The sequence below is a fragment of the Devosia sediminis genome, assembly GCF_016411825.1.
In the GTDB taxonomy this organism is placed as follows: domain Bacteria; phylum Pseudomonadota; class Alphaproteobacteria; order Rhizobiales; family Devosiaceae; genus Devosia; species Devosia sediminis.
Window position 1 is genome coordinate 59,468 of record NZ_JAEKMH010000002.1, and the last position, 21,967, is coordinate 81,434.

The 21,967-nt window shown below is 63.5% G+C and carries 18 protein-coding genes and 1 tRNA gene; 9 read left to right on the forward strand and 10 right to left on the reverse strand.

Going from position 1 to position 21,967, the window contains the following annotated elements:
• From JEQ47_RS07565 to araD, 8 genes are all read right to left on the reverse strand, one after another.
• Window positions 1–771, reverse strand: coding sequence for a TIM barrel protein (locus JEQ47_RS07565; protein ID WP_198875816.1), 771 nt, complete (start codon window positions 769–771; stop codon window positions 1–3).
• Window positions 772–785: 14 nt separating this feature from the next.
• The gene (locus JEQ47_RS21030; protein ID WP_198875817.1) at window positions 786–1,835 is read right to left on the reverse strand and encodes a zinc-dependent alcohol dehydrogenase; all 1,050 of its coding nucleotides are present in this window, start codon (window positions 1,833–1,835) and stop codon (window positions 786–788) included.
• 7 nt (window positions 1,836–1,842) lie between these two features.
• Complete coding sequence (locus tag JEQ47_RS07575) at window positions 1,843–2,667, reverse strand: carbohydrate ABC transporter permease (protein WP_198875818.1); 825 nt, start codon at window positions 2,665–2,667, stop codon at window positions 1,843–1,845.
• The gene (locus JEQ47_RS07580; protein ID WP_198875819.1) at window positions 2,664–3,560 is read right to left on the reverse strand and encodes a carbohydrate ABC transporter permease; all 897 of its coding nucleotides are present in this window, start codon (window positions 3,558–3,560) and stop codon (window positions 2,664–2,666) included. Before JEQ47_RS07580 ends, JEQ47_RS07575 begins: the two co-directional genes overlap by 4 nt.
• Window positions 3,561–3,630: 70 nt before the next feature.
• Entirely contained in the window at window positions 3,631–4,905 is a 1,275-nt protein-coding gene (locus JEQ47_RS07585) for an ABC transporter substrate-binding protein (protein WP_198875820.1), read from the reverse strand.
• A gap of 122 nt (window positions 4,906–5,027) precedes the next feature.
• On the reverse strand, window positions 5,028–6,080 hold the full coding sequence (locus JEQ47_RS07590) for a LacI family DNA-binding transcriptional regulator (RefSeq protein WP_198875821.1): 1,053 nt from the start codon (window positions 6,078–6,080) through the stop codon (window positions 5,028–5,030).
• A 98-nt stretch (window positions 6,081–6,178) separates the two neighbouring features.
• On the reverse strand, window positions 6,179–7,078 hold the full coding sequence (locus tag JEQ47_RS07595; protein WP_198875822.1) for a dihydrodipicolinate synthase family protein: 900 nt from the start codon (window positions 7,076–7,078) through the stop codon (window positions 6,179–6,181).
• 146 nt (window positions 7,079–7,224) lie between these two features.
• The gene (gene araD, locus JEQ47_RS07600; protein ID WP_198875823.1) at window positions 7,225–8,967 is read right to left on the reverse strand and encodes an L-arabinonate dehydratase; all 1,743 of its coding nucleotides are present in this window, start codon (window positions 8,965–8,967) and stop codon (window positions 7,225–7,227) included.
• Window positions 8,968–9,110: 143 nt separating this feature from the next.
• Between araD and JEQ47_RS07605 the strand changes: the two genes are divergently transcribed.
• Window positions 9,111–10,139 carry a LacI family DNA-binding transcriptional regulator gene (locus JEQ47_RS07605; RefSeq protein ID WP_236020753.1) on the forward strand — a complete coding sequence of 343 codons (1,029 nt, stop codon included), beginning with the start codon at window positions 9,111–9,113 and terminating at the stop codon, window positions 10,137–10,139.
• A gap of 202 nt (window positions 10,140–10,341) precedes the next feature.
• On the opposite strand, the gene JEQ47_RS07610 is transcribed toward JEQ47_RS07605, so the two are convergent.
• A complete protein-coding gene (locus tag JEQ47_RS07610; protein WP_198875824.1) occupies window positions 10,342–11,199 on the reverse strand; it encodes a hypothetical protein in 858 nt (285 codons plus the stop codon).
• A gap of 149 nt (window positions 11,200–11,348) precedes the next feature.
• On the opposite strand from JEQ47_RS07610, the gene JEQ47_RS07615 reads away from it, so the two are divergent.
• Window positions 11,349–12,092: a hypothetical protein gene (locus JEQ47_RS07615; RefSeq protein ID WP_198875825.1), complete on the forward strand. Its 744-nt coding sequence runs from the start codon at window positions 11,349–11,351 to the stop codon at window positions 12,090–12,092.
• A gap of 22 nt (window positions 12,093–12,114) precedes the next feature.
• On the opposite strand, the gene JEQ47_RS07620 is transcribed toward JEQ47_RS07615, so the two are convergent.
• Window positions 12,115–12,188 (reverse strand) — tRNA-Gly (locus JEQ47_RS07620).
• Window positions 12,189–12,398: 210 nt separating this feature from the next.
• Here JEQ47_RS07620 and JEQ47_RS07625 point away from each other — a divergent pair.
• The 7 genes from JEQ47_RS07625 (at window position 12,399) to JEQ47_RS07655 (ending at window position 21,967) form a co-directional block, all read left to right on the forward strand.
• Window positions 12,399–13,406: a LacI family DNA-binding transcriptional regulator gene (locus tag JEQ47_RS07625; RefSeq protein ID WP_236020754.1), complete on the forward strand. Its 1,008-nt coding sequence runs from the start codon at window positions 12,399–12,401 to the stop codon at window positions 13,404–13,406.
• 267 nt (window positions 13,407–13,673) lie between these two features.
• Complete coding sequence (locus JEQ47_RS07630) at window positions 13,674–15,500, forward strand: heparinase II/III domain-containing protein (RefSeq protein WP_198875826.1); 1,827 nt, start codon at window positions 13,674–13,676, stop codon at window positions 15,498–15,500.
• 111 nt (window positions 15,501–15,611) lie between these two features.
• Window positions 15,612–17,519 (forward strand): ABC transporter substrate-binding protein, encoded by a 1,908-nt coding sequence (locus tag JEQ47_RS07635; protein WP_198875827.1) that lies wholly within the window; start codon window positions 15,612–15,614, stop codon window positions 17,517–17,519.
• 85 nt (window positions 17,520–17,604) lie between these two features.
• Complete coding sequence (locus JEQ47_RS07640) at window positions 17,605–18,594, forward strand: ABC transporter permease (RefSeq protein ID WP_198875828.1); 990 nt, start codon at window positions 17,605–17,607, stop codon at window positions 18,592–18,594.
• The gene (locus tag JEQ47_RS07645) at window positions 18,594–19,736 is read left to right on the forward strand and encodes an ABC transporter permease (RefSeq protein ID WP_198875829.1); all 1,143 of its coding nucleotides are present in this window, start codon (window positions 18,594–18,596) and stop codon (window positions 19,734–19,736) included. Before JEQ47_RS07640 ends, JEQ47_RS07645 begins: the two co-directional genes overlap by 1 nt.
• 186 nt (window positions 19,737–19,922) lie before the next feature.
• Window positions 19,923–20,939, forward strand: coding sequence for an ABC transporter ATP-binding protein (locus JEQ47_RS07650; RefSeq protein WP_198875830.1), 1,017 nt, complete (start codon window positions 19,923–19,925; stop codon window positions 20,937–20,939).
• A complete protein-coding gene (locus tag JEQ47_RS07655) occupies window positions 20,936–21,967 on the forward strand; it encodes an ABC transporter ATP-binding protein (RefSeq protein WP_198875831.1) in 1,032 nt (343 codons plus the stop codon). The genes JEQ47_RS07650 and JEQ47_RS07655 overlap by 4 nt, the downstream gene beginning before the upstream one ends.

Sequence of the window (21,967 nt, forward strand, 5' to 3'; positions counted from 1 at the left end):
TTATGCGGTTTCGAGCAGGGTGCGAACCTGCGGCAGGGCCTCGGCCGTGGAGCCCACGGGCCGGTATTCGAGCCCGACGGCGCCGGCATAGCCATTGGCGAAGAGCCAGGCGAGGCGCTTGCCGAGGTCGATGTCCCCCTGGCCCGGATCGTTGCGGCCCGGATGATCGGCAACATGGGCGTGGAGCACATGCCCGACACGGCCAGCCAGCACATCCTCGATGCGCTCGCCCATGACCGCGGAATGATAGAGGTCATAGACGATGCCGATTTCCGGCCGCCCGACCTCGTCCACGATGTCGAGCGCTTCGGCCGTCGAACCGAGGAAATAGCCCTTGTGGTCGATCAGCGTATTGAGCGGCTCGACGCCCAGCTTCACGCCGGTCCCCTTCAGCACATCGGCCGCGGCGCGCAGGGTATCCACGAGGCTGGCTCGCTGTTCGGCGCGGCCACGACCCGGCAGGTCGTCACCCGCCTGGGCGATCAGCACCTTGGCGCCCAGGCGCTGCGCCGTCTCGACGCTGACCCTGAGACCGGCGAGGAATTTCGCCCGGTTGGCCGGGTCGGTCAGCGGGATCATCGGTTCGGCCACGAAGCCGCTGAGGCTGAGGCCCGTTTCCTTGAGCGCCGCCTCGACCGCGTCGAGATCCTTGTTGCTCCAGAACCAGAATTCGACGGCCTCGAGACCCGAGGCCTTGGCCAGGCGGATCCGTTCGGCAAAGTCGTCGGTGGCATCGGCAAACAGCCATTCGATGCAGGCGGAGAGTTTCATGTCATGCATTCCGGTCAGGATTGACGATAGTCGATGAGCACCTGCATGACGTCGGGCGAACCCTGGTCGAGCAGGCTGTAGCCGCGTCCGGCCTCGGCGAGCGGTACGCGATGGGTGACGAAACCCTTCAGGTCGGGCGCGAGCTCGCCGAGATATTCGCGGACGATCTGGCCCCGCCGCCCCACCGACCACAGCGGGCCGAGGAAGGGGTTCACTGTGCCCACCTGCGAGGAAATGATGCGCGGGCGGTTGTGGTGGAATTCGCCCGAAAGGCTGAGGCTCTCGAAGGTCCCGCCATACCAGGACATGGCCACGACCGTGCCATTGAAGCCGGCGGTGCGGATCGCCTCATTGAGGGCGGGTGCGGCTCCGGAGACTTCGATGACGGTATCGGCGCCGCGTCCGTCGGTCAGCTCGCGCACCCGTTCGGCCACCGATCCGTCAAAGGGGCTGAGCGCCACGGTCGCGCCACCGGCCAGGGCCGCCGCCCGGCGCTGCTCGATGCCGTCGACGACGATGATCCGCCGCGCGCCATTGCGACGCAGCAGCCGGGTGACCATCTGCCCGATCACCCCGAGCCCGCTCACGACCACATCGGCGCCGAGTGGAATATTGGCGTCGAGCACGCCGTTATAGGCGGTGTTGAGATTGGCAAAGAAGACGCCCAGTTCCGGATCGTCCAGCGTGCCCAGCGGCACGACCGCATCGGCGGAAACCACGGCGTGGCGGCCATGGGGCACATAGGCGAACACCAGGTCGCCCTGCTTGAGGCCCGATATGGCTGGACCGACTTCGCTCACATGACCGACGGCGGCATAGCCGTAGCGCGCCGGCCAGCTCCAGTCCGACCCGTTGGCGTCGGAAAAGAGCCGTGTCTTGGGGTCCATCGACTGGCGCCATTGCGGCGCGAGCCCGCGGAACACATTGAGTTCGGTACCGGCGCTGATCCCTGAAACCAGGAGGTCGAGCCGCACCTGGCCCTTTCCGGGATCGGCAAGGTCCTCGTCGCGGATATCGACCGCACGCGGGCCGGTGAAATAAAGGGACTGGGTTCTGATGGACACGGGCGGATTATCCCTTGATGCCGCCAGCGGTGAGGCCGCCGACGAGTTGGTTGCGGAACAGCAGGAACAGGACCACGGTCGGCACGGCGATCACCACACCACCCGCCATGACCTCGCCCCAACTGAAGGAATAGGGGTCGAAGAGGGTTTGCAAGGCCAGCGGCAGCGTCTTGACCTCGGTCTTGGAAATCAGCGCCAGGGCCAGGAGGAACTCGCCCCATGACAGGACGAAGGCAAAGGTTCCCACGGCGATCACGGCTGGCCGGATCAGCGGCAGGGTGATGCGGAACATCGCCCCGAGCTGCGTCGAGCCGTCGATGATCGAGGCCTCTTCGAGCTCGCGCGGCACCGCGTCGATATAGCCTTTGAGCATCCACACGGCGATGGGCAGGCCGAGCGCGAGATGGGTGAAGGTCAGCGCCGTCAGCGTATTGGTGAGGCCCAGCGAACGGATCAGCACCACGATGGGCACCAGCACCGCGACGGCCGGCAGCATCTGCGTGGCGAGGATCAGAAACCCCATGAAATCGCGGCCGAGATAGGTGAAGCGGCTCAGCGAATAGGAGGCCGGCACCGCGATCAGCACCGTGCAGATCGACACGACCACGCCCACGATCAGGCTGTTGCGCAGCGCCACGAGGAAGTCGCTGCGCGCAAAGATGGCGAGGAAGTGCTCGACGGTGAAGCGCGTCGGGATGAGGCCGCCGGTCATGATGTCGGCGTCGGGCCGGATCGAGGCGATGAACACCCAGATGATCGGGAGGAGCACCAGGATCAGCGCAACCAGGGTGACGGCGTCGAGCAGCCCGTCGCGGAGGCGGTTATCGGTCATTGCCGTCTCCTGAGCTTGAGCGAGAGGAAGGAGGCCACGGCCAGCACAAGCAGCATCACCACGCTGATTGCTGCGGCATAGGAGGGCCTCAAGTCGGTAAAGACCGCCTTGTACATGCTGATCCCGAGAATGGTGGTGGCGTCCTGCGGGCCGCCACGGGTCATGATCCAGGGCAGGTCGAAACTGTAGAAGGCGAGGATCCCGAGCACCAAGCCGATCACCAGCATGGTGTTCTGGATCGAGGGCAAGGTGATGGTGACGAAGCGCTGCCAGTGGCTGGCCCCGTCCATTTCGGCGGCTTCGTAGAGTTCGGCGGGGATGGATTTCAGCGCCGCCAGGAGCGCCAGCACCATGAAAGGCATGCCCTTCCAGCCGGAAATGAAGATGATGACAGCCAGCGCCATGTTGGGGTCGTTGAGGATGGAGCTGTTGCCGGCAATGCCGACGGCTTCGAGCAGCGCATGGATGGGTCCGGCCTCGCTGTCGAGCAGGAACCGCCAGCCATAGCCGAGCACGATGAACGGCATCACCCAGGGCAGGAGGATCAATGCCGAGGCCGCCTTGGCCATGGGCGTGTCGCGGTTGAGCAAGAGCGCCAGCGGCAGGGCCAGCGCCACTTCCACCACCACGGTGCCGATCGTCCACACCCAGGTGCGCCAGAAGGCGCGCCAGAGGCCCGCATCGCCAAGCAGCGCCTGGTAGTTGACGAGGCCGCCCCAGACCGGCTGCGGATTGCGCAGGAGATACCAGTCCTGGAACGACAGGTAGAGCGCATAGATCAGCGGGATGACGGCGATGGCGAGGGCCACGACGATGGCCGGGGCGATCAGCGCATAGGGCAGGGCCACCTCGCCGAAGGGCCGCGGATAGGTCTCGGGACTTTGGGTGGACATGGGCGCGCCTTGGACTATCGGAATTGGCCCCGGGCGGGGAGAGTGGCGCCCGGGGCGAGGTGCGGCCGGCTTAACGCTGCAGCACCGTGTTGATGTCCGTGCAGAGGTCTGCGGTGGCCTGATCGACATCCTTCTGGCCCAGGGCCACGGCCTGCACGGCCTTCTGGATGGTGTCGACTTCAAGCTGCCCCATCTGGGCGATGGCCTCGCTCGGATACTGATAGGGACGGGCGTCCTGCAACTGCTCGACGAACAGCGGATAGGGCTCCTCGGTCCAGGGCGCGCCCTGGGCCAGCGAAATGCTGCCGGGGATGAAGCCGCCGGCAATCGCCAGGTCCTTGAAGGCGTCGCCATGGGTGGCGAACATGATGAACTGGCCCGCCGCTTCCTTGTTCTGCGACGCTTCCCACATCACCAGCGGCCAGCCGCCGAGGAAGCCCGAGCGGTTTGCCGGCCCGGCCGGCACCTTGGCGATGGCCACCTGGTCGAGCCATTCCGGCTGCTCGGTCTGGAGGTCGCGATAAAGGCTCGGATGCATCAGGATCATGGCATAGCGCCCATCGAGGAAGCCGCGCTGGAACGTGTCGCCATTCATGCTGGCCGCATCGGGATGGGTCGAGCCATCCAGCGCAATGCCGGTATAGACGCTGAGCGCTTCCTTGAACTCGGGCGTATCGAAGCCGCAGGTGCCGTCATCATTGAGCATGCGGGCGCCATAGCCCAGATACGCGCTCATGAAATTGTGCACGGTGAAATAGTCGAGGCTGGTGCCAAGGCCGATGCCATAGACGCCGTCCTCGGACGCCTCGGTCAGCGTCTTGGCGGCGGCGCGCAGCTCTTCCCAGGTATCGGGCGGATCATTGGGATCGAGCCCAGCTGCCTCGAACAGGTCCTTGCGATAGTAGAGCGCGCGGGTTTCGACGGCGATGGGCGAGGCCCACCACTGGCCACCTAGGTTGTAATAGCCCTTGTCGCCCGGCCAGATGTCCTCGGCGACATTGGTGCCGTTGGCCGCGTCATAGGCGGCGAAGGCATCGTCGAGCGGCGCGAGCGCGCCCGTGGCCTGGAACTGGGCCACCACATTGTTGCCCAGCATGGACACGTCGGGCAGGCCGCCAGTGGTCAGCGCCGTCACCAGCCGCTGCTGCTGCTCGGACCACGGCACGATTTCCATGACGACATCGATGCCCTCATGGCTGGCCTCGAAGGCCTCGATGATCCCTTCCCATGCAGCAATGTCGTTGGGGTTGGTCGAGAACTGCCAGAAGGTCACTGTCTGGGCGAAGGCCGGGGCAGTCAGCAGAAGCGAGGCGAGCGCCGTCGCGGTCAGCAAATGATGCCGCATAGTCGTAGATCCTCCCTGAAATGCTCACGTGTTGCGAGCGCCCTTTCCTCCTCGAAAGGGCATGTGTCATCGTTGACACATCAAATCGTTAACAGCGGATCTACGGCTTGTCAAACCTGTCGCTAGCGCGTTGCCTTGCCGGTGGACTGCCGGATCACCAGACTCGCGCTGAGAACGATTTCAGTGGGGCTTTCGCCGCCTTCGATCGCCGCCACGGCGCTGTGGAAGGCTTCCCGTCCCAGCGCCTCGACCGGCTGGGCGACGGTCGTGAGGCCAGGGGCGAGATGGGTGGCAAGGGTATCGTCGAAGCCGACCACCGAGACATCGTCGGGCACCCGGCGCCCGGCGGCATAGAGCGCCTGCAACACGCCGGCAGCGAGAATATCGCAGGTCGCAAAGATCGCCGTAGGCGGTTCGGACAGGGCCATCAGCGCCTCGGTATGGAGCCGCCCCTCCTCGCCCGAGCCGCCGCTTTCGACACTGTAATAGACACCAAGCCGAACCAGGTCCGGCCGCTCCTTGATGCCATGGGCCCGGATGCCGTCGCGATAGGCGCTGAGCCGGTCATCCTCGACCGATTTCTGCCGCCGCGCATCGCGCGCGTAAAGCGCCGGGTCACCCCCGACAAAGGCGATGCTGCGATGCCCGAGGCCCACCAGGTGATCGACGGCCGCCCGGGCGCCGACATAATTGTCGACCCGCACGCAGGGCGCATCGGTCAGCGAGCGTTCGATCTCGATGGCGGGAATGCCGGCACGCTCCAGCATGGCAATGCTGCTCGCATCAAGCGCGGTGCAGAACAGCACCGCATCGACGCGCTGGGCGATGAAGCTCTCGACGCCGCGCCGCTCCGTATCGGCGCTCTCGCCATGGTTGAAGATCATCACCCGATAGCCGGCCTTGATGGCCGCGATTTCCACCGCATGAGCCACGCCGACAAAGAACGGATTGACGGTGATGGCCGTCAGCATCAGGCCGATCGTATAGCTGCGCTGTGTCCGCAGGCCCCGCGCCACCACGTTTGGCTGGTAGTGCGTCGCCGCGACGGCCGCCATCACCTTCTCGCGCGCCGTCTCGGAAATGTAGCCCTGTCCCTTGAGCACGCGATTGACCGTCGCGGTCGAAACGCCTGCCAGGCGCGCGACTTCCATCAAGGTTGCGGTTTTACTGGCCACCTGGCACCTCGCCCGTTGTGAGCGATGTGTGGACCGCCAGGGCAAGGATGCACAAGCATTTTGTGACGGCGGCGTGAACGCCGCGCGCCGGGCCTCGATCAGCTCAGCCCATTTTCGGCGATAAAGGCATCGAGCTTGGCCTGCTGGCCCTCAGTCAGCGGCCAGGCCGAGGGCGGGCGCGTCGGTCCGCAATCGCGGCCCAACGCCTTCAGCGCCGCCTTGACCCCGGTTACGTTGGTGCCGTTCATTTCTTCGGCGCGGATGTCTTCGAAGGCCTTCATTCCTGCGATCAACCCATTGGCCTCTGCGAACTTGCCCGCTTCCAGCGCCGCGTGGATGGCGAGAGACCGCTCCGGCCAGACATTGATGAGGCCCGAGGTGAAGCCGCGTGCGCCCACGGCGTAAAAGGCCGGCGCCCAGATTTCGGCCAGCCCGCCGACCCAGACCAGGCTCGGATCGCAGGCCGCCTTGGCCTCGGCCAGTTTCAGCGGATTGGGCGTGGCCCATTTGATGCCCTTGACCTGGGGCAGGGCGCAGAGCTCGGCAATGGCCTTGGTGCCGATGGCGTCATTGCGCAGGTAGAGCATCATGGGCAGCCCGCCGGAGGCATCGGCAATGGCCTTGAGGTAGTCCACAGTGCCGCGCGGCGATACGAAGGGATCGGGCGGCTGGTGCACCATCAGCGCCGTCGCCCCCGCATCGGCAGACACCTTTGCCAGCGCCATGGCGTCCCGAATGCCGCGCCCGATGCCGGCAAGCACCGGCGCCCGACCATCGACCAGCCGTACCACTTCGCGCACCATGGTTTTGGCTTCCTCGGTGGTCAGTGCATAGAATTCGCCGGTATTGCCGTTGACCACGGGCATGTGGAGACCCGCTCCCAACGCCCGATCAAGGATAGGCACGAGCGTCTGCGGCGCCACGTCGCCCTTGTCGTCATAGGGCGTGACGAGAATGCCGGAAATGCCGGTCAGGGCCTGGTCGAGAGTGAGTGCCATGGTGTCTGTCCTTTTTATCTGAAGCTGCCCCACCCACTGACTGTCATCCCGGCGAAGGCCGGGATCCATCTTGAGATTTCAGGATGGGCCCCGGCCTTCGCCGGGGTGACAAATTGGAGTAAGGCGCGTGTTCTCATCACTGCGCGCTAGTAAATATCCGGCTCCCCAGCCGCAGCCCCGAAACCCCGTTCAAGAAAATCGAAGTCGCAGCCTTTGTCGGCCTGGGTGACATGCTTGGAATACATCCAGCCCCAGCCGCGCTCGAAGCGCGGTGGCGGCGGTGTCCACTCCGTCTTGCGGCGGGCGATTTCGTCTTCCGCCACCAGCATGTCGAGCCGGCGATTGTCGAGGTCCAGCCGCACGATGTCACCGTTCCGCAGCAGCGCCAGCGGCCCGCCCACATAGCTCTCGGGCGCCACATGCAGCACGCAGGCGCCATAGGACGTGCCCGACATGCGCGCGTCCGAAATACGCAGCATGTCGCGATATCCCTGTTTGATCAGCGCCTTGGGAATGGGCAGCATTCCCCATTCCGGCATGCCCGGACCACCCAGCGGACCGGCATTGCGCAGCACCAGCACATGGTCCGGCGTCACATCGAGGTTTTCGTCGTCGATCGCCTTCTTCATCTCGGGATACGAGTCAAAGACCAGCGCCGGCCCCTGGTGGCGGTAATATTTCGGGTCGCAGGCTGCCGGCTTGATCACGGCGCCATCGGGGCAGAGATTACCGCGCAGCACCGCCAGCGAGCCCTCGTGATAGACCGGGTTCGACAGAGGCCGGATGACGTCGTCATTGTAGACCACGGCGCCCTCGAGATTGTCGCCGAGCGTCCGTCCATTGACGGTCATGCATGTGAGGTCGAGGCGCTCGCCGATCTGCAGCATCAGCGCCCGCAGGCCGCCGGCAAAGTAAAAGTCCTCCATCAGATAGTCCTTGCCCGAAGGCCGGACATTGGCGAGCAGCGGCGTGTCCCGTCCCAGCGCGTCGAGATCGTCGAGCGTCAGGTCCACCCCGGCCCGCCGAGCCATGGCGATGAGATGCACCACCGCATTGGTGGAGCAGCCCGTGGCCATGGCCACGATGGCGGCATTGCGGAAAGCGGCGCTGGTGGCGACGCGGTCCGGCGTCAGGTCTTCCCAAACCATGTCGACGATGCGCCGCCCGCAATCGGTGGCCATGCGCTGGTGGCCGGAATCGACCGCCGGGATGGACGATGCGCCGGGCAGGGTGAGGCCCATGGCGTCGACGATGGCGGTCATGGTTGAAGCCGTGCCCATGGTCATGCAGACGCCGGCCGAGCGGGCGATGCCGCCCTGTAGGCCCTGCCATTGTTCGTCGCTGACATTGCCGGCGCGCCGCTCGTCCCAGTATTTCCAGGCATCCGAGCCAGAACCCAGCGCCTTGCCCGCATAATTGCCGCGCAGCATTGGCCCGGCCGGCAGGTAGATCATCGGCACCCCGGCGGTCAGCCCGCCCATGACGAGGCCCGGCGTAGTCTTGTCGCAGCCGCCCATCAGCACGACGCCATCGAGCGGATGCGAGCGGATCGTCTCTTCCGCCTCCATGGCCAGCATGTTGCGATAGAGCATCGAGGTGGGCTTGGTGAAACTCTCGTCCACCGACAGCGTCGGCAATTCCACCGGAAATCCGCCTGCCGCCAGCACGCCGCGCTTGACCGCCTCCACCCGCTCCGGGAAGTGGCTGTGGCAGGCATTGAGCTCGGACCAGGTGTTGAGAATGCCGATGACCGGCTTGCCCATGAAATCGGCCTCGGAATAGCCGAGCTGCATCAGTCGCGAGCGATGGCCGAAGCTGCGCAGATCATCCGGCGCGAACCAGCGCGCCGATCGCAGATCTTCCACCTTTTTGCGCCGTTCCACCGCCATCGTATCCTCCACTTTCCCGGCAATGTATGCGCATACATCAATGCTGGTCAACCACCAGGATCGATCGCGAACGCCTTGCGCAACCGCAATGGAAGCGCATACAAGAGCATACAAGAGCTGCATGGATAGGGGCGGATGAAATCATGGCCGAGCGGTCCGGAAATGACGAGGCCTTGCGCCGGACCAGCGTCACCATGGCCGAGGTCGGGCGGCTGGCCGGCGTGTCACAGGTCACGGTGTCGCGGGCGCTGTCCTCGCCGGAAAAAGTGTCTCCGGAAACGCTGCGGCGCATTCGCGATGCCGTCAATCAGACCGGCTATGTGCCCAATGCCGTGGCCGGAGCGCTGGCTTCCAGTCGTTCGAAACTGATCGCGGCCCTGGTGCCCTCGATCACCAATATCTTCTATTCAAGCTCGCTGCAGGCCTTTTCGGACATCATGCGCGAGCAGGGCTACCAGATCATGCTGTCCGAGACCGGCTTCGACCCCGAGCGCGAGGAAGCGGCGATCGCTGCGCACCTGTCGCGCCGGCCCGATGCCATCATGCTGACCGGGGTGAGGCACAGTGCCGCCGCCCGCCGCATGCTGCTCAACGCCGGCATCCCCGTGGTGGAAGTCTGGGACCTGACGGAAACGCCCGTAGATTGCTGCGTCGGCTTTTCGCAAGGTGCCGCGGCCGAGGCGGCGGCGGACCTCGCTTTGGCCTCGGGCTATCGCCACGCTGTCACTGTGACGGCCGGCAATGAACGCGCCCAGCGCCGGCGCGACGCCTTTGCCGCGCGGTTCGAGACGGCGGGGCACGGTCCCGTCGAACGGATCGACCTCGGACCCTCCGCCACTCTTGGCCTCGGGCGGGAGGCACTGGCGCAACTGGTCGAGCGGGGCCTGCGCCCCGGAACGGTGGTCTTCTGTAGTTCCGACCAGTTCGCCCATGGCATTCTGGTCGAGGCCGCGGCAAGGGGTCTCGCCGTGCCCAAGGACGTCGCAGTCATCGGTTTCGGCGATCAGGATTTTGCTACCGCCACCGAGCCGGCGCTGACCACGATCCGCATCGACCGCCAGGCACTCGGGCAGGCCGCCGCCACCGCGCTGATCCAGCGCTTCGCAGGTTTTCCCGGCCTCGATCCGGTTCACGATGTCGGTTTTGAACTGGTCAGGCGCGGTTCCGCCTGAGGCGTGGAGCGGGTGAAGGGCTCGAAACCCCTCCGCTGTACTATTGAAACCATTTAATAAAATGGGTTCGGAGCGGATTAGGTATCTCCGCAAGAATCCCCGCAGGTATCACCGCGCTGAAGCTTTGGTGCCGGCTGAATGACCTTTGATGTTCGGATGGATGCAAGGTGCTTCAAGCGCTGATCGACGAAAACGCGATCAGCTACAGAGTTAGAGTCGGGGCGGGGCTTAAATGGGCCGAGACGCTCACGAGGTAGGCCGCTCCCGGGGGCACTTCACTAAGCTCGATAAGGTTGGTTTTCCCGCCCGCCGGCACAGATCCAGACTTAGGCGAGGGCATCGGGGCGCTGTTGTTCAGATGCTCGAGCAATCGCTCACGAGTGCCGGTCCTACATTCATAGGACAGGTTCACGGCGGTGTTATTTTGTGCGGACACTTTGATCGCTCTAGAAAAGCGCGCAGTGCTCTGTAGCAATCGTGTGGGATCGACCCAGCGACGGATGGCGAACTCTACAGTGGCCGATTTTCCTGGCCCAATACTAATAGGGTAAGTTTCGCGAAAGGAAGGACCGGGGATAAACTGGTCCAGCGAGACGTCTGCATCTCCTACCTTCATATACAGGACGCGAGCAGATGACCCTGGCACTTCCGTCGAAAAGCCTATCGGCTGGTTATACGTGCTTCCCACATCATTTATGAAATTCCGCAACGTGATCTTTGTCACGGTATCGAGGAGAGCACGAGTGCCGTCTTCCGCAACTTCCTGGAAGACAAAAGTCTTTTCTACAATCTCGGCATACTGCTCCGCTTCCTTGAACTTGCTCAGGAAGTAATCGACGTGTGGGCCCTCCTGCCCTTGCATCAGGATCTCCATTCGGCGCGATGATCCCTCGGCGAACGGATCGTCGAGCTGGGCCAAGGCGATAACCACCGAGAAGCCGAATAACGCCACCCCTGCGGCCCATGAAACGAACATTGGCTCCCAGAACCGCTGCCGGTCTGTAAAATCAAGACCAAGCGTCAGCATTACGACGGTCCAGATCGCAGTGATGAAGACCATCAGCATTGCGGTCCATGCAATCGCACGCACTTTGGGGTTTCGAAGGGCAGTGCTTCGCCAAAATTTCAATCGCATCATGCCAACTCGCGCGAGGTTGCCGACCACTAAGCATTGACGTTACTAGTAGTCGGAGAAACAAAGAAACCAAAATGCTTCATCAGCCACCAAGCATCACAGCCGGCTCGTACATCTCCCGCAAAACCGCGAAAACACTGGTATGGACCAGCTTCACACTCGGCGCATTCATCATCGCGGCGGGCATTTGCTGGGAGCTTGTGGCCGTCGACGACGCGACAGACCGAAGATTCGCGGCGCTTTCCCTGTTCGGAGGGTATAACAACGCGACGTCCTGGTTTCAGAGCGCAGGGTTGGTTGTCTGCGCCGTCATATGGTTCATGGCGATCGATAACTCGCGCGCGAGCAGTAGGCCGACGTTTTTCGTTATGCCATCAACGCTTCTTTACATGGCGATCAGTGAGCACACTAATCTTGACCATGAACTGACCTTTCACCTTGCTTCTGCAATCGGCACAGCCGGCGCAGCTTTCCACATCCAGATGGCAGCCGCCCTCGCTGCAACTGCCGTGCTTGCTACAATCACTCGCTCAGCACTCCTGCAATTTGGGTTTGCGGTTGCGCCTTTTGCCGCCGCCGCCGCGGTCTATATTCTAGGAGTTATTGGCTTAGATCTAGTTGCTTTCGAGGCTTCCGTCCGCGGTGCGTCGCCCGAAGCATTGCGGGTATTATACGCGACTGAAGAGATACTTGAGACAGTCGGCGTATGGCTGTTCCTTGTTGCGAGTTGCAACCTGATCGTCGCGACACCTCAAGTCTCTCCGCAGGTATCCCCACAGGACTCGCTAAGTAAATTCAGCATAAAAAAAGACGTGTAAAATCAATCACTTAGGGGATTTCTGGAGCGGGTGAAGGGAATCGAACCCTCGTCGTAAGCTTGGGAAGCTTCTGCTCTACCATTGAGCTACACCCGCATCGGCGCGATCAATGCGTGAAATCGCGATCAGCGTCAAGCGCGCCGCGCGTGTCTCCAGGCGACGCCTAGCGATAACAGTGTGTTGGCAAATTGCCCTCCGATCATTCGTTCATCCACGGGGTCCGGGAGGGAGGCCGGGTAAAATCATAGCCTCTTGATTTGCTCAAGAAACGCAAATATTGCGTAAAGGCATCGAGGGGGAACCGCTATGGCATCGGGCAAGCGCGCCAGCCAGGCCGATATCGCTGAGAAACTGGGCGTTTCGGTCTCCACCGTATCGCGGGCGCTGGCCAATGAGATCGGCATCAGCGACGCCGTGCGCGCCGAAGTGCAGCGCATGGCGCGGATGCTGGGCTACAAGAGCAAGCATCCGCCCGCTATGGGCAGCCTGGACAAGCGGGCCCTGGCGCTGGTTCCCCTTAACAGTGCCATGGGCAGCCTTGCCGGCTTTTACCACGGCATTGTCGAGGCCATGCGTGCCCAGGCCGGCGAGGCCGGCATCGTGCTCGATGTGCGGCTGGTCAACGAGGATATGGTCACGCTCGACTTCATCCGCCGGCAGATGTCGAAGACAGGTGCCAACGGCCTGATCCTGGCCGGCATAGACCCGGCCGCAGACATCGCCCAATGGGCGCAGGAAACCGAGACGGCCCTCGTTCTGGCCAATGGCAGCGACCCGCTCATGCGCTTCAATTCAGTTGCGCCGGCCAATTTCTACGGGGCCTATCGGGCCACCCAGCGCCTGATCGAAGCCGGCCACCGCCGCATCCTGCACTATACGTACCACCATCGTCCCACCATCCTGCAGCGCCAGCGTGGTTTCGAGGCTGCGATCGCCGCAAACCCTGAGGTTTCCGGCACTGTGGTAATCTCCAACGAACATTCCAGCAAGGATCTGCTCGCGGCCCTTCTTGCGGGCGAATACGACGTCACTGCCGTCTTTTGCTGGAACGACAGCGTGGCCGTCAGCATGGTCGAGGCGCTGCTGGGCCAGGATTCGCCCATGCCGGAGGGGTTTTCTATCATCGGTTTCGACGATCTGCCGATTGCCGGCATGGCCAATCCGCGCCTCTCCACTGTCCGCGTTGACCGCGAAGCCATCGGCCGCGGCGTCATTCGCCTCCTGGCCAGCCAGCTCGACGGAGAGCGCGCCGTCCAGCAGCTCGAAATCGGCCTTTCCCTGGTGGAAGGCGAGACCGTTCATCACCTCGTCTAAGGCTTCCTCTCCGGCCAGCATGCTGCCATTTTTGCGTAACTTTTTGTCCGCCGCTTGTTAAAAACAAGGTCCGTGGCCAGCGAATATCCGCACCAAACAACTGCCCTCGCGACGCAATTTCCGCAATCTTGCGTTAATTGCATGAAATGCGCAAAAAGCTTGAATTTGCGTAACCTCGTGCATAGCCTTGCGTAGCGCCTCAACGAACCCACCAAGGGCATTTGTTAGCAGACTGCTAACGCGAGGCGCGACTTGGAGGACGGTAGCGTGACCCTGAGGCGTTGGAACGTGAGGCATGTCGGACTGGTGCTCGACGCCACTCCCGATTTTGCGCCCTTTCCCCGCTCCGGCTCGCCTGAACTGGCCGCACTGAAGACACGCCTTGGCGACGCCGTCATCAACGACCTCATCGCCGCTGCCAGCTCCGACATGGAGGCCCCGATCCCGGCACTGCCGGCTTCGCTCTATCATGAATTCCGTGAGACCGGGCGTCGCGAGGGCTATGAAGATGCCCAGCGTGCCCGCCGCAACAGGCTTTATCGCCTGACCCTGGCTGAATGGCTCGAAGGGCAGGGGCGTTTCCTCCCTGCGCTCGAGGATGTGGCCTGGGCAAGGCTCGAAGAAACCAACTGGGCCTGGCCCGCCCATGCCCGCGACCTCGACCGGCCCGACCATCCGACTCTCGATCTCGCCGCCGCCATGACGGCGCTCGACATGGCCGAGCTCGATTACCTGATCGGCGAGCGGCTTTCGCCCAACTTGCGGCTGCGGATCCGCTCGGAAGTCGAACGCCGGGCCGTCGGCCCCTTCCTCGCACGAGACGATCACTGGTGGCTGCACACGACGCCGCAAAAGCAGGTCAATAACTGGACGGCGGTTTGCGTGGCCGGCGTGGTCGGCGCGGCGCTCTACCTCGACACCGACAGCAACCGCCTGGCGCGCATCGTGACGCGCGGCCTCCACAGCCTCGCCGATTACCTCGAAACCTTCGACCGCGAAGGCGGGTCCAGCGAAGGGCCGGACTACTGGACCTATGGCTTTGGCAATTATGTCGTCCTGGCGCAGCTTCTGCACGCGCGGACCAATGGTGCCATCGATCTGCTGGACGGTGACTTCGTCAAATCCATCGCCCGCTTCCCGCTCAACACCATGTTGGCGCCGGGTGTCTGGGTGAGCTTTTCCGACAGCGACAGCAATCCGGTCTTCCATCCGGGCCTGCTCACCTATCTTGCTGAGCATCTCGAGCTTCCCGGCCTTCGCGGCCTGGGCATGGCGAACGACTTCCGCGTCGAAACCTTCAATCAGTTCTGCTGGCCGCTCCGCCAATCCGCCTGGCCTCTGCCCGAGAACGCCGCGCCGGCGCAGGTCGGCAAGCATGACTGGTACGACGAGATGGGGTGGATGATGAGCCGGCTCGATCCGACCGATCCCCATTCGCTGTGCCTCGCCGCCAAGGGCGGCCACAATGACGAGATGCACAACCAGAACGACGTCGGATCGTTCATGGTGGTGTCCGGCGGCAAGGTTGTGCTGACCGATCCCGGCCGCGGACGCTATTCCAAGAGCTATTTTGGGCCCGAGCGCTACCAGAACCTCTTCGCCTCGTCGCGCGGACACTCCGTGCCCATGGTCAACGGTTTCGAACAGGCCGAAGGCCGCGACCACGCGGCTGAGGTGATGATGCATGAGCATGGCGTCGAGGCGGATCGGCTCGAACTCGATATGGCTGCCGCCTATCCCGAAGCGGCCGGGCTTGCCGCCCTGAGGCGCAACCTGACGCTTGATCGCCGGACGCCTGATGGTCGTGTGCTGCTGGCCGACGATTTTGAATTCACCGGAACCGACGGCCTCTTCCAGTCCGTGCTGGTGACGCCGCTGGCAGCCGAGGCCGGCAATGGCACGGTGCGCATTGGCGACACCTCGGCCGGCGTCGTCGTGCACTACGACGCGGCCGAACTCGACGTCGCCTTCGACCGGCACGAAGGGGCGGAAAAGCAGTACCAACCCGCCGTCGATCTCACACGCGTGGTGTTCACGCCCCGGCAGAAAAGCCGGAAGGGACGCCTCGCGCTCGAAATCTCGCCCCTCCGCTGAGGGGGAGTACTGCCCTTTGGGGCAGATCTATAGCGGCTCGAGGCTCTGAGGAGTGCCGCGGGCAGGAGTGAACGCCGGAGGTGGGACAACCCCGGCAAAGGGAGGACTAGGATGAGGAAAGACCATCTTTATGGTTTGGCCAGTGCAGTGGCCCTCGCAGCGGTGATGGCCGCTGCCGGGCCCGTGCTGGCGCAACAGCAGTCGCCGGCGCTTGACGCGGCCGTATCGAGCGGCGAGTTGCCGCCCGTGGCAGAGCGCCTGCCGGCCAATCCGCTGGTCGTGGATGGCCCCAGTGCCGGCTCCTATGGCGGCACCTGGCGCATGGGCATGAATGGCGGCGGCGACAATGGGCTGATCGTCAAGACCGTGGCCTATGAGGGCCTGGTTCGCTACGACCACGAATGGAAGAGCGTGCTGCCCAACCTGGCCGAGAGCTGGGAAGCCAGCGCCGACGCCAAGGAATATACGTTCAAGCTGCGCGAAGGCGTGAAGTGGAGCGACGGCACGCCTTACACGACGGAGGACATCGCCTTCACCGTCGAGATGTACCAGGACCCCGATTACGCGGCCAATAGCTGGATCGACAGCAAGAACAATCCGATGACGTTGACGGTCATCGACGACTACAATTTCAAGTTCACCTTCGAAAAGCCAAACGGCATGTTCATGGAGACGCTGGCCTCCACCGACGGCCTCCACATCACTTCGCTGCAGAAGCAATATTGCAGCCAGTTCCACCCCACCTACAACGAAAACGCCGATGCTGACGCCAAGGCGGCGGGCTTCGACGGTTGGGCGCTCTATCTGCAGGATCGCTGTGCCTGGGGCTGGGAAACCATTCGCTTCTCCAACGCCGACCTGCCCACCATCTATGGCTGGGTGATCGACCAGCCGCTCTCGGCCAATGCCCAGCGCGTCACCTGGAAGCGCAATCCCTATTACTGGAAGACCGACAGCGCCGGAAACCAGCTCCCCTATATCGACAATCTCGACATGCGCGTAAGCCAGGGCGGGGTCGAAGAGCTGACGCTGGCCGCCCTCAACGGCGAGATCGATTTCCAGGAACGTCACATTGCCACCAATGTGAACAAGCCCCTGTTCTTCGATGGCCAGGAAGCCGGTGGCTATCATCTGGGCGAGGTGATCCCTTCGGCCTCCAACACGCTGGTGCTGCAGCTCAATCTCAACCACCTCGACCCGGTCAAGAAGGAGCTCTATCAGAACAAGGATTTCCGCATCGGCATTTCCCATGCCATCGATCGTGCGGAGATCATCGACGTGGTCTTTACCGGCCAGGGCGAACCCTTCCAGGTCGCGCCGCGCCCTGAATCGCAGTTCTACGACGAGGAACTGGCCAAGCAATATACCGAGTTCGACCCGGACCTCGCTGCCGAGCACTTCGCCGCCGCTGGCCTTACCGAAAAGAATGGTGACGGCATCTACCTGATGAGCGACGGCAATCCGGCCAAGATCTCGGTCGACGTGATCTCGGCCCTGCGCCCCGAATGGATCGACATGCTCGAAATCATGCAGCTCCAGCTTGGCGCTGCCGGTGTCGAGATCGAGCTCAACAATATCGACCGCACGCTGTTCTACGAAAAGCGCCCGGCCGGTGAGTTCGACGCCCAGGTATGGGCCGGCGACGGTGGCATCGAGGCCCTGCAGGAGCCGCGCTACTACTTCCCGTTCTCCGACGAGTCCGTCTGGGCCTATCGCTGGGCGCAGTGGTTCAACGGCACCCGCCCGGAAATCGCCGAGGAGCCGGTGGATTGGGCCAAGGAACAGATGGACCTCTACAACCAGGTCCGTGCCGAAGCCGATCCGGAAAAGCGCGCCGAGCTGTTCCGCCAGGTGCTGGCGATCACCAAGGAGCAGTTCCCGGTGATCGGCGTCAGCCTCATGCCGAACTCCTATTCGATCGTTCGCAACAACCTCAAGAACGTGCCCGAAACCATGTTCAACGCCTGGCTCTTCCCGACCCCGGCGCCCATGGACCCGGTCACCTGGTACTTCGAGTAAGCGGGTCGACCTCCCCCCGCTCGATCCCCTCGCGGCGCTTCCCGGCCGCGGGGGGACCCCAAACGAACCAGCAAGGGCCCCCGCCATGCTCGCCTTCATCATCCGGCGCACCATCGCCATGGTGCTGACCCTCGTCGCCGTTTCGATCGTGGCCTTCGCCATCATCCAGCTTCCGCCGGGCGACTATCTCACGAGCTACATCGCCCAGCTCTCGTCCACCGGCGACCAGGTCGATCCGCGAGTCATCGAGAATCTCAGGGCCCAGTATGGCCTCGGCGAACCCTTCTATGTGCAGTACTGGAAGTGGATCTCGGGCGTGGTGCAGGGCAATTTCGGCCACAGCTTCGAATGGAAGCGGCCGGTCTGGGAACTGATCTGGGGGCGTCTGGGCAATTCCGTTCTGGTCGAGGGCCTGGCGGTGATCGTCATGTGGCTGATCGCGCTGCCCATCGGCATCTACGCGGCCGTACGCAAATATTCCCTCGGCGACTACCTTGCCACCATTGCCGGCTTCATCGGCCTCGCCGTGCCCAACTTCTTCTTCGCCCTCATTCTCATGTACCTGGCCTATGTCTGGTTCGGCGTGACCATGGGGGGACTGTTCTCACCCGAATTCGAGAATGCGCGCTGGAGCCTGCCGCGCATCTGGGATTTCTTTGCCCATGCCTGGGCGCCGGTGCTGGTGCTGGCGACCGCCGGCACGGCCGAACTGATCCGCATCCTGCGCGCCAACCTGCTCGATGAACTCAAGAAACCCTATGTGGTGACGGCCCGCGCCAAGGGCCTGCCGGAATGGAAGGTTGTCCTTAAATATCCCGTGCGGCTGGCGCTCAACCCGCTGGTCTCGACCATCGGCTGGCTCCTGCCGGCTCTGGTCTCGGGATCGGTCATCGTCTCGGTGGTGCTCAACCTGCCTACCGCCGGCCCGATGCTGCTGCGCTCGCTGACCACGCAGGACATGTACCTCGCCGGGGCGATCATCCTCCTGCTGAGCGTCCTCACCGTCATCGGCACGCTGATTTCGGACATCCTGCTCGCCCTCATCGATCCCCGAATTCGCTACGGGAGCAAGTAATGGCCGTGGATACCGTGCAACCTACCGTCCATGTCGATCTGCCCAAGGCGCGCAACCGGCGCGAAAGCCAGCTCGGCCTGATGTGGCGGCGCTTCCGCCAGCACAAGCTGGCCCTGGTCAGCCTCTGGGTCGTGGTGTTCTTCTATCTCGTGGCGCTTCTGGCCGAGTTCATCGCTCCGGTGGATCCGGTGCATTACAGTGCCCGCTACACCTATGCGCCACCGCAGGGCCTGCATTTCGTGGCGCAGAACGCCGATGGCGGCTGGGAATTCGGTCCCTATGTCAACGGCTACAAGACCGAGATCGACCCGGTGGCGCTGCGGCGCACCTTCGTCATCGACGAGGAGGTCCGCATTCCCGTGCGGTTCTTTGCCGAAAGCGAACCGTACCTGCTGGCCGGGGTGATCCCGCTGTCGGTCAAGCTGATCGGCGTCGAAAACCCGCGCGACCCCTTCTACATCCTGGGCGCCGACCGGCTGGGCCGCGACATGCTGAGCCGCCTGATCCATGGCACCCGTATCTCGCTCAGCATCGGCCTTGCCGGCGTAACGCTGAGCCTCTTCTTCGGCATCGTCATCGGCGGCTTCGCCGGCTTCTACGGTGGCTGGTTCGACAGCGCAGTGATGCGCGTGGTCGAGTTCATCCGCTCCATGCCGACCATCCCGCTCTGGCTGGGCCTCGCCGCCGCCATGCCCAAGGATTGGAGTGCGCTCCAGACCTACTTTGCCATCACGCTGATCCTGTCGCTGATCGGCTGGACTGAACTGGCGCGTGTGGTGCGCGGGCGGTTCCTCAGTCTGCGCACTGAGGATTTCGTCACGGCGGCGCAACTCGACGGCGCCAGCGACTGGCGCATCGTCACCCGCCACATGGTGCCGAGCTTCACCAGCCACATCATCGCCGCGGCGACGCTCGCCATTCCCGGCATGATCCTGGCCGAAACCGCGCTGAGCTTCCTGGGCCTTGGTCTTCAGGCGCCCATCGTTTCCTGGGGCACGCTGCTGCAGGACGCCCAGAATATCCGGACCCTGGCAACGGCGCCTTGGCTATTGGCCCCCGGCGTCTGCGTGGTGATCGTCATCCTCGCGCTCAACTTCTTCGGCGATGGTCTGCGCGACGCGGCCGATCCTCATGGGCGGTGAGATGATGTTTTCGAGCGTGCCGCACCCCTCATCCGCCCTTCGGACACCTTCTCCCACAAGGGGAGAAGGGTGGCACCGTGGCGCCCCCACCACCGGGTTCCCCCTCGCCCCTTGTGGGAGAGGGTGGATCGCGCGCAGCGCGAGACGGGTGAGGGGGTCTTCCGCAACACCAAGGGAGTTCCCGGCATGACCAAGCCCCTCCTCACCATCAACGACATGTCCATCACCTTCACCTCGCCCGACGAGGCCGATATCGAGGCGGTGCGGCAAGTCGATCTGACCCTGACGCCGGGCAAGACGCTGGCGCTGGTGGGTGAAAGCGGCTGCGGCAAGTCCGTCACCGCCCGCGCCGTGCTGCGACTGCTCGACAAGAACGCGAAGATCCCGACGGGCGAAATCCTCTTCGATACTGGGTCCGGCGCAGTCGATATCGCCAAGCTCAAATCCGACAGTCTCGCCATGCGGGCGCTGCGCGGCGCGGAAATCTCGATGATCTTTCAGGAGCCGATGTCCTCGCTTTCGCCCGTGCATACGATCGGCGACCAGGTCGACGAAATCATCATCCTCCACGATCGCCTCAACAAGAAGCAGGCGCGAGAGCGCACCGTATCGCTGCTCGACCAGGTCGGCGTGCCCGGTGCCCGCGACCGTGCCAATGCCTATCCGTTCGAATTGAGCGGCGGCCTCCGGCAACGCGCCATGATCGCCATGGCGCTGGCCTGTACGCCCAAACTGCTGATCGCCGATGAGCCGACCACGGCACTGGACGTGACCACGCAGGCGCAGATCCTCGATCTCCTGCGCCAGTTGCAGGACGATTTCGGCATGGCCATGCTGTTCATCACCCATGACCTGGGCGTGGTGGCGGAGATCGCCGACGACATCGCCGTCATGTATCTGGGTGATGTGGTGGAACAGGGGGATGTGTTCGACGTCTTCCGCGCCCCAAAGCACCCCTATACGCAGGCGCTGATGAATTCGGTGCCGCGGCTGATGCGCAAGGCGGAGCGGCAGCGCCTGACGCCGATCAAGGGCACGGTGCCGTCACCCAAGGACCGGCCCGTCGGCTGTGCCTTTACCAGCCGCTGCCCACACGCCTTTGCGCCATGCCCGACCGTGCGGCCCGAGCGCACGCAAATCGGCGCGGACCATGTCGCCCGCTGTCACCTGCTCACTCATGTTCGCGAGGAGGCAATGGCATGACCACGCTGCTCACCGTCGAAAATCTTTCAAAAGTCTTCCACCTCGGCGGCAGCCTCTTCCGCGAGGGCCGCGAGCTGGTGGCGCTCAACGACATCAACCTGACGGTCGAGAAGGGCGAGACGCTCGCCATTGTCGGGGAAAGCGGCTGTGGCAAGACCACGCTCGGGCGCTGCATCATCAAGGCGCAGCCGGTATCGTCGGGCCATGTCTTCTACCATCGCGACGAGGGTGGCCATGTCGACCTGACCACGCTGGGGAAGCGCGAGATAGAGCCTTATCGCCGCGACATCCGCATGATCTTTCAGGATCCGATGAGTTCGCTCAACCCCAATATGCGGGTCTTCGACATCGTCGCCGAGCCGCTGCGCGTGCACCGTTTGCTGCGCGGCAAGGAACTCGAAGCGCGGGTCTATGACACCCTAGGCAAGGTCGGCATTTCACCAGACGCGGCAGGGCGCTACCCCCATGCCTTTTCCGGCGGCCAGCGGCAGCGCATCGGCATTGCCCGGGCCCTGGTGCTCAACCCCAAGCTGGTCATCGCCGACGAGGCGGTCTCGGCGCTGGACGTGTCGATCCAGGCGCAGGTGCTGAACCTGCTCGACGATCTCAAGGAAGAGTTCGGCCTCACCTATATCTTCATCAGCCACGATCTGGGGGTCGTGAACTACATCGCCGACCGGGTGGTGGTGATGTATCTCGGGCATGTGGTGGAGAATGCACCGACCGACCTGCTCTTCGAGCGGCCGCGCCATCCCTATACCGAAATGCTGCTCGAGGCCCTGCCCATTGCAGATCCCAGCCGGCGCAAAGGGCGCAACAAGGAGCTGAAGGGCGAAATCCCCTATCTCGGCAACCGGCCGAAAGGGTGCCCCTTCCATACGCGCTGCAAATACGCCCAGGACATCTGTCGCGCCGAAAAGCCGGCGCTGCGCCCCATCAACGGCACGGCGCAACTGGCGGCCTGCCATTTTGCCGAAACACTCGATCTCAAGGGCGCCTATGAGGCGCCGATAAAGGCCATTGCTTGA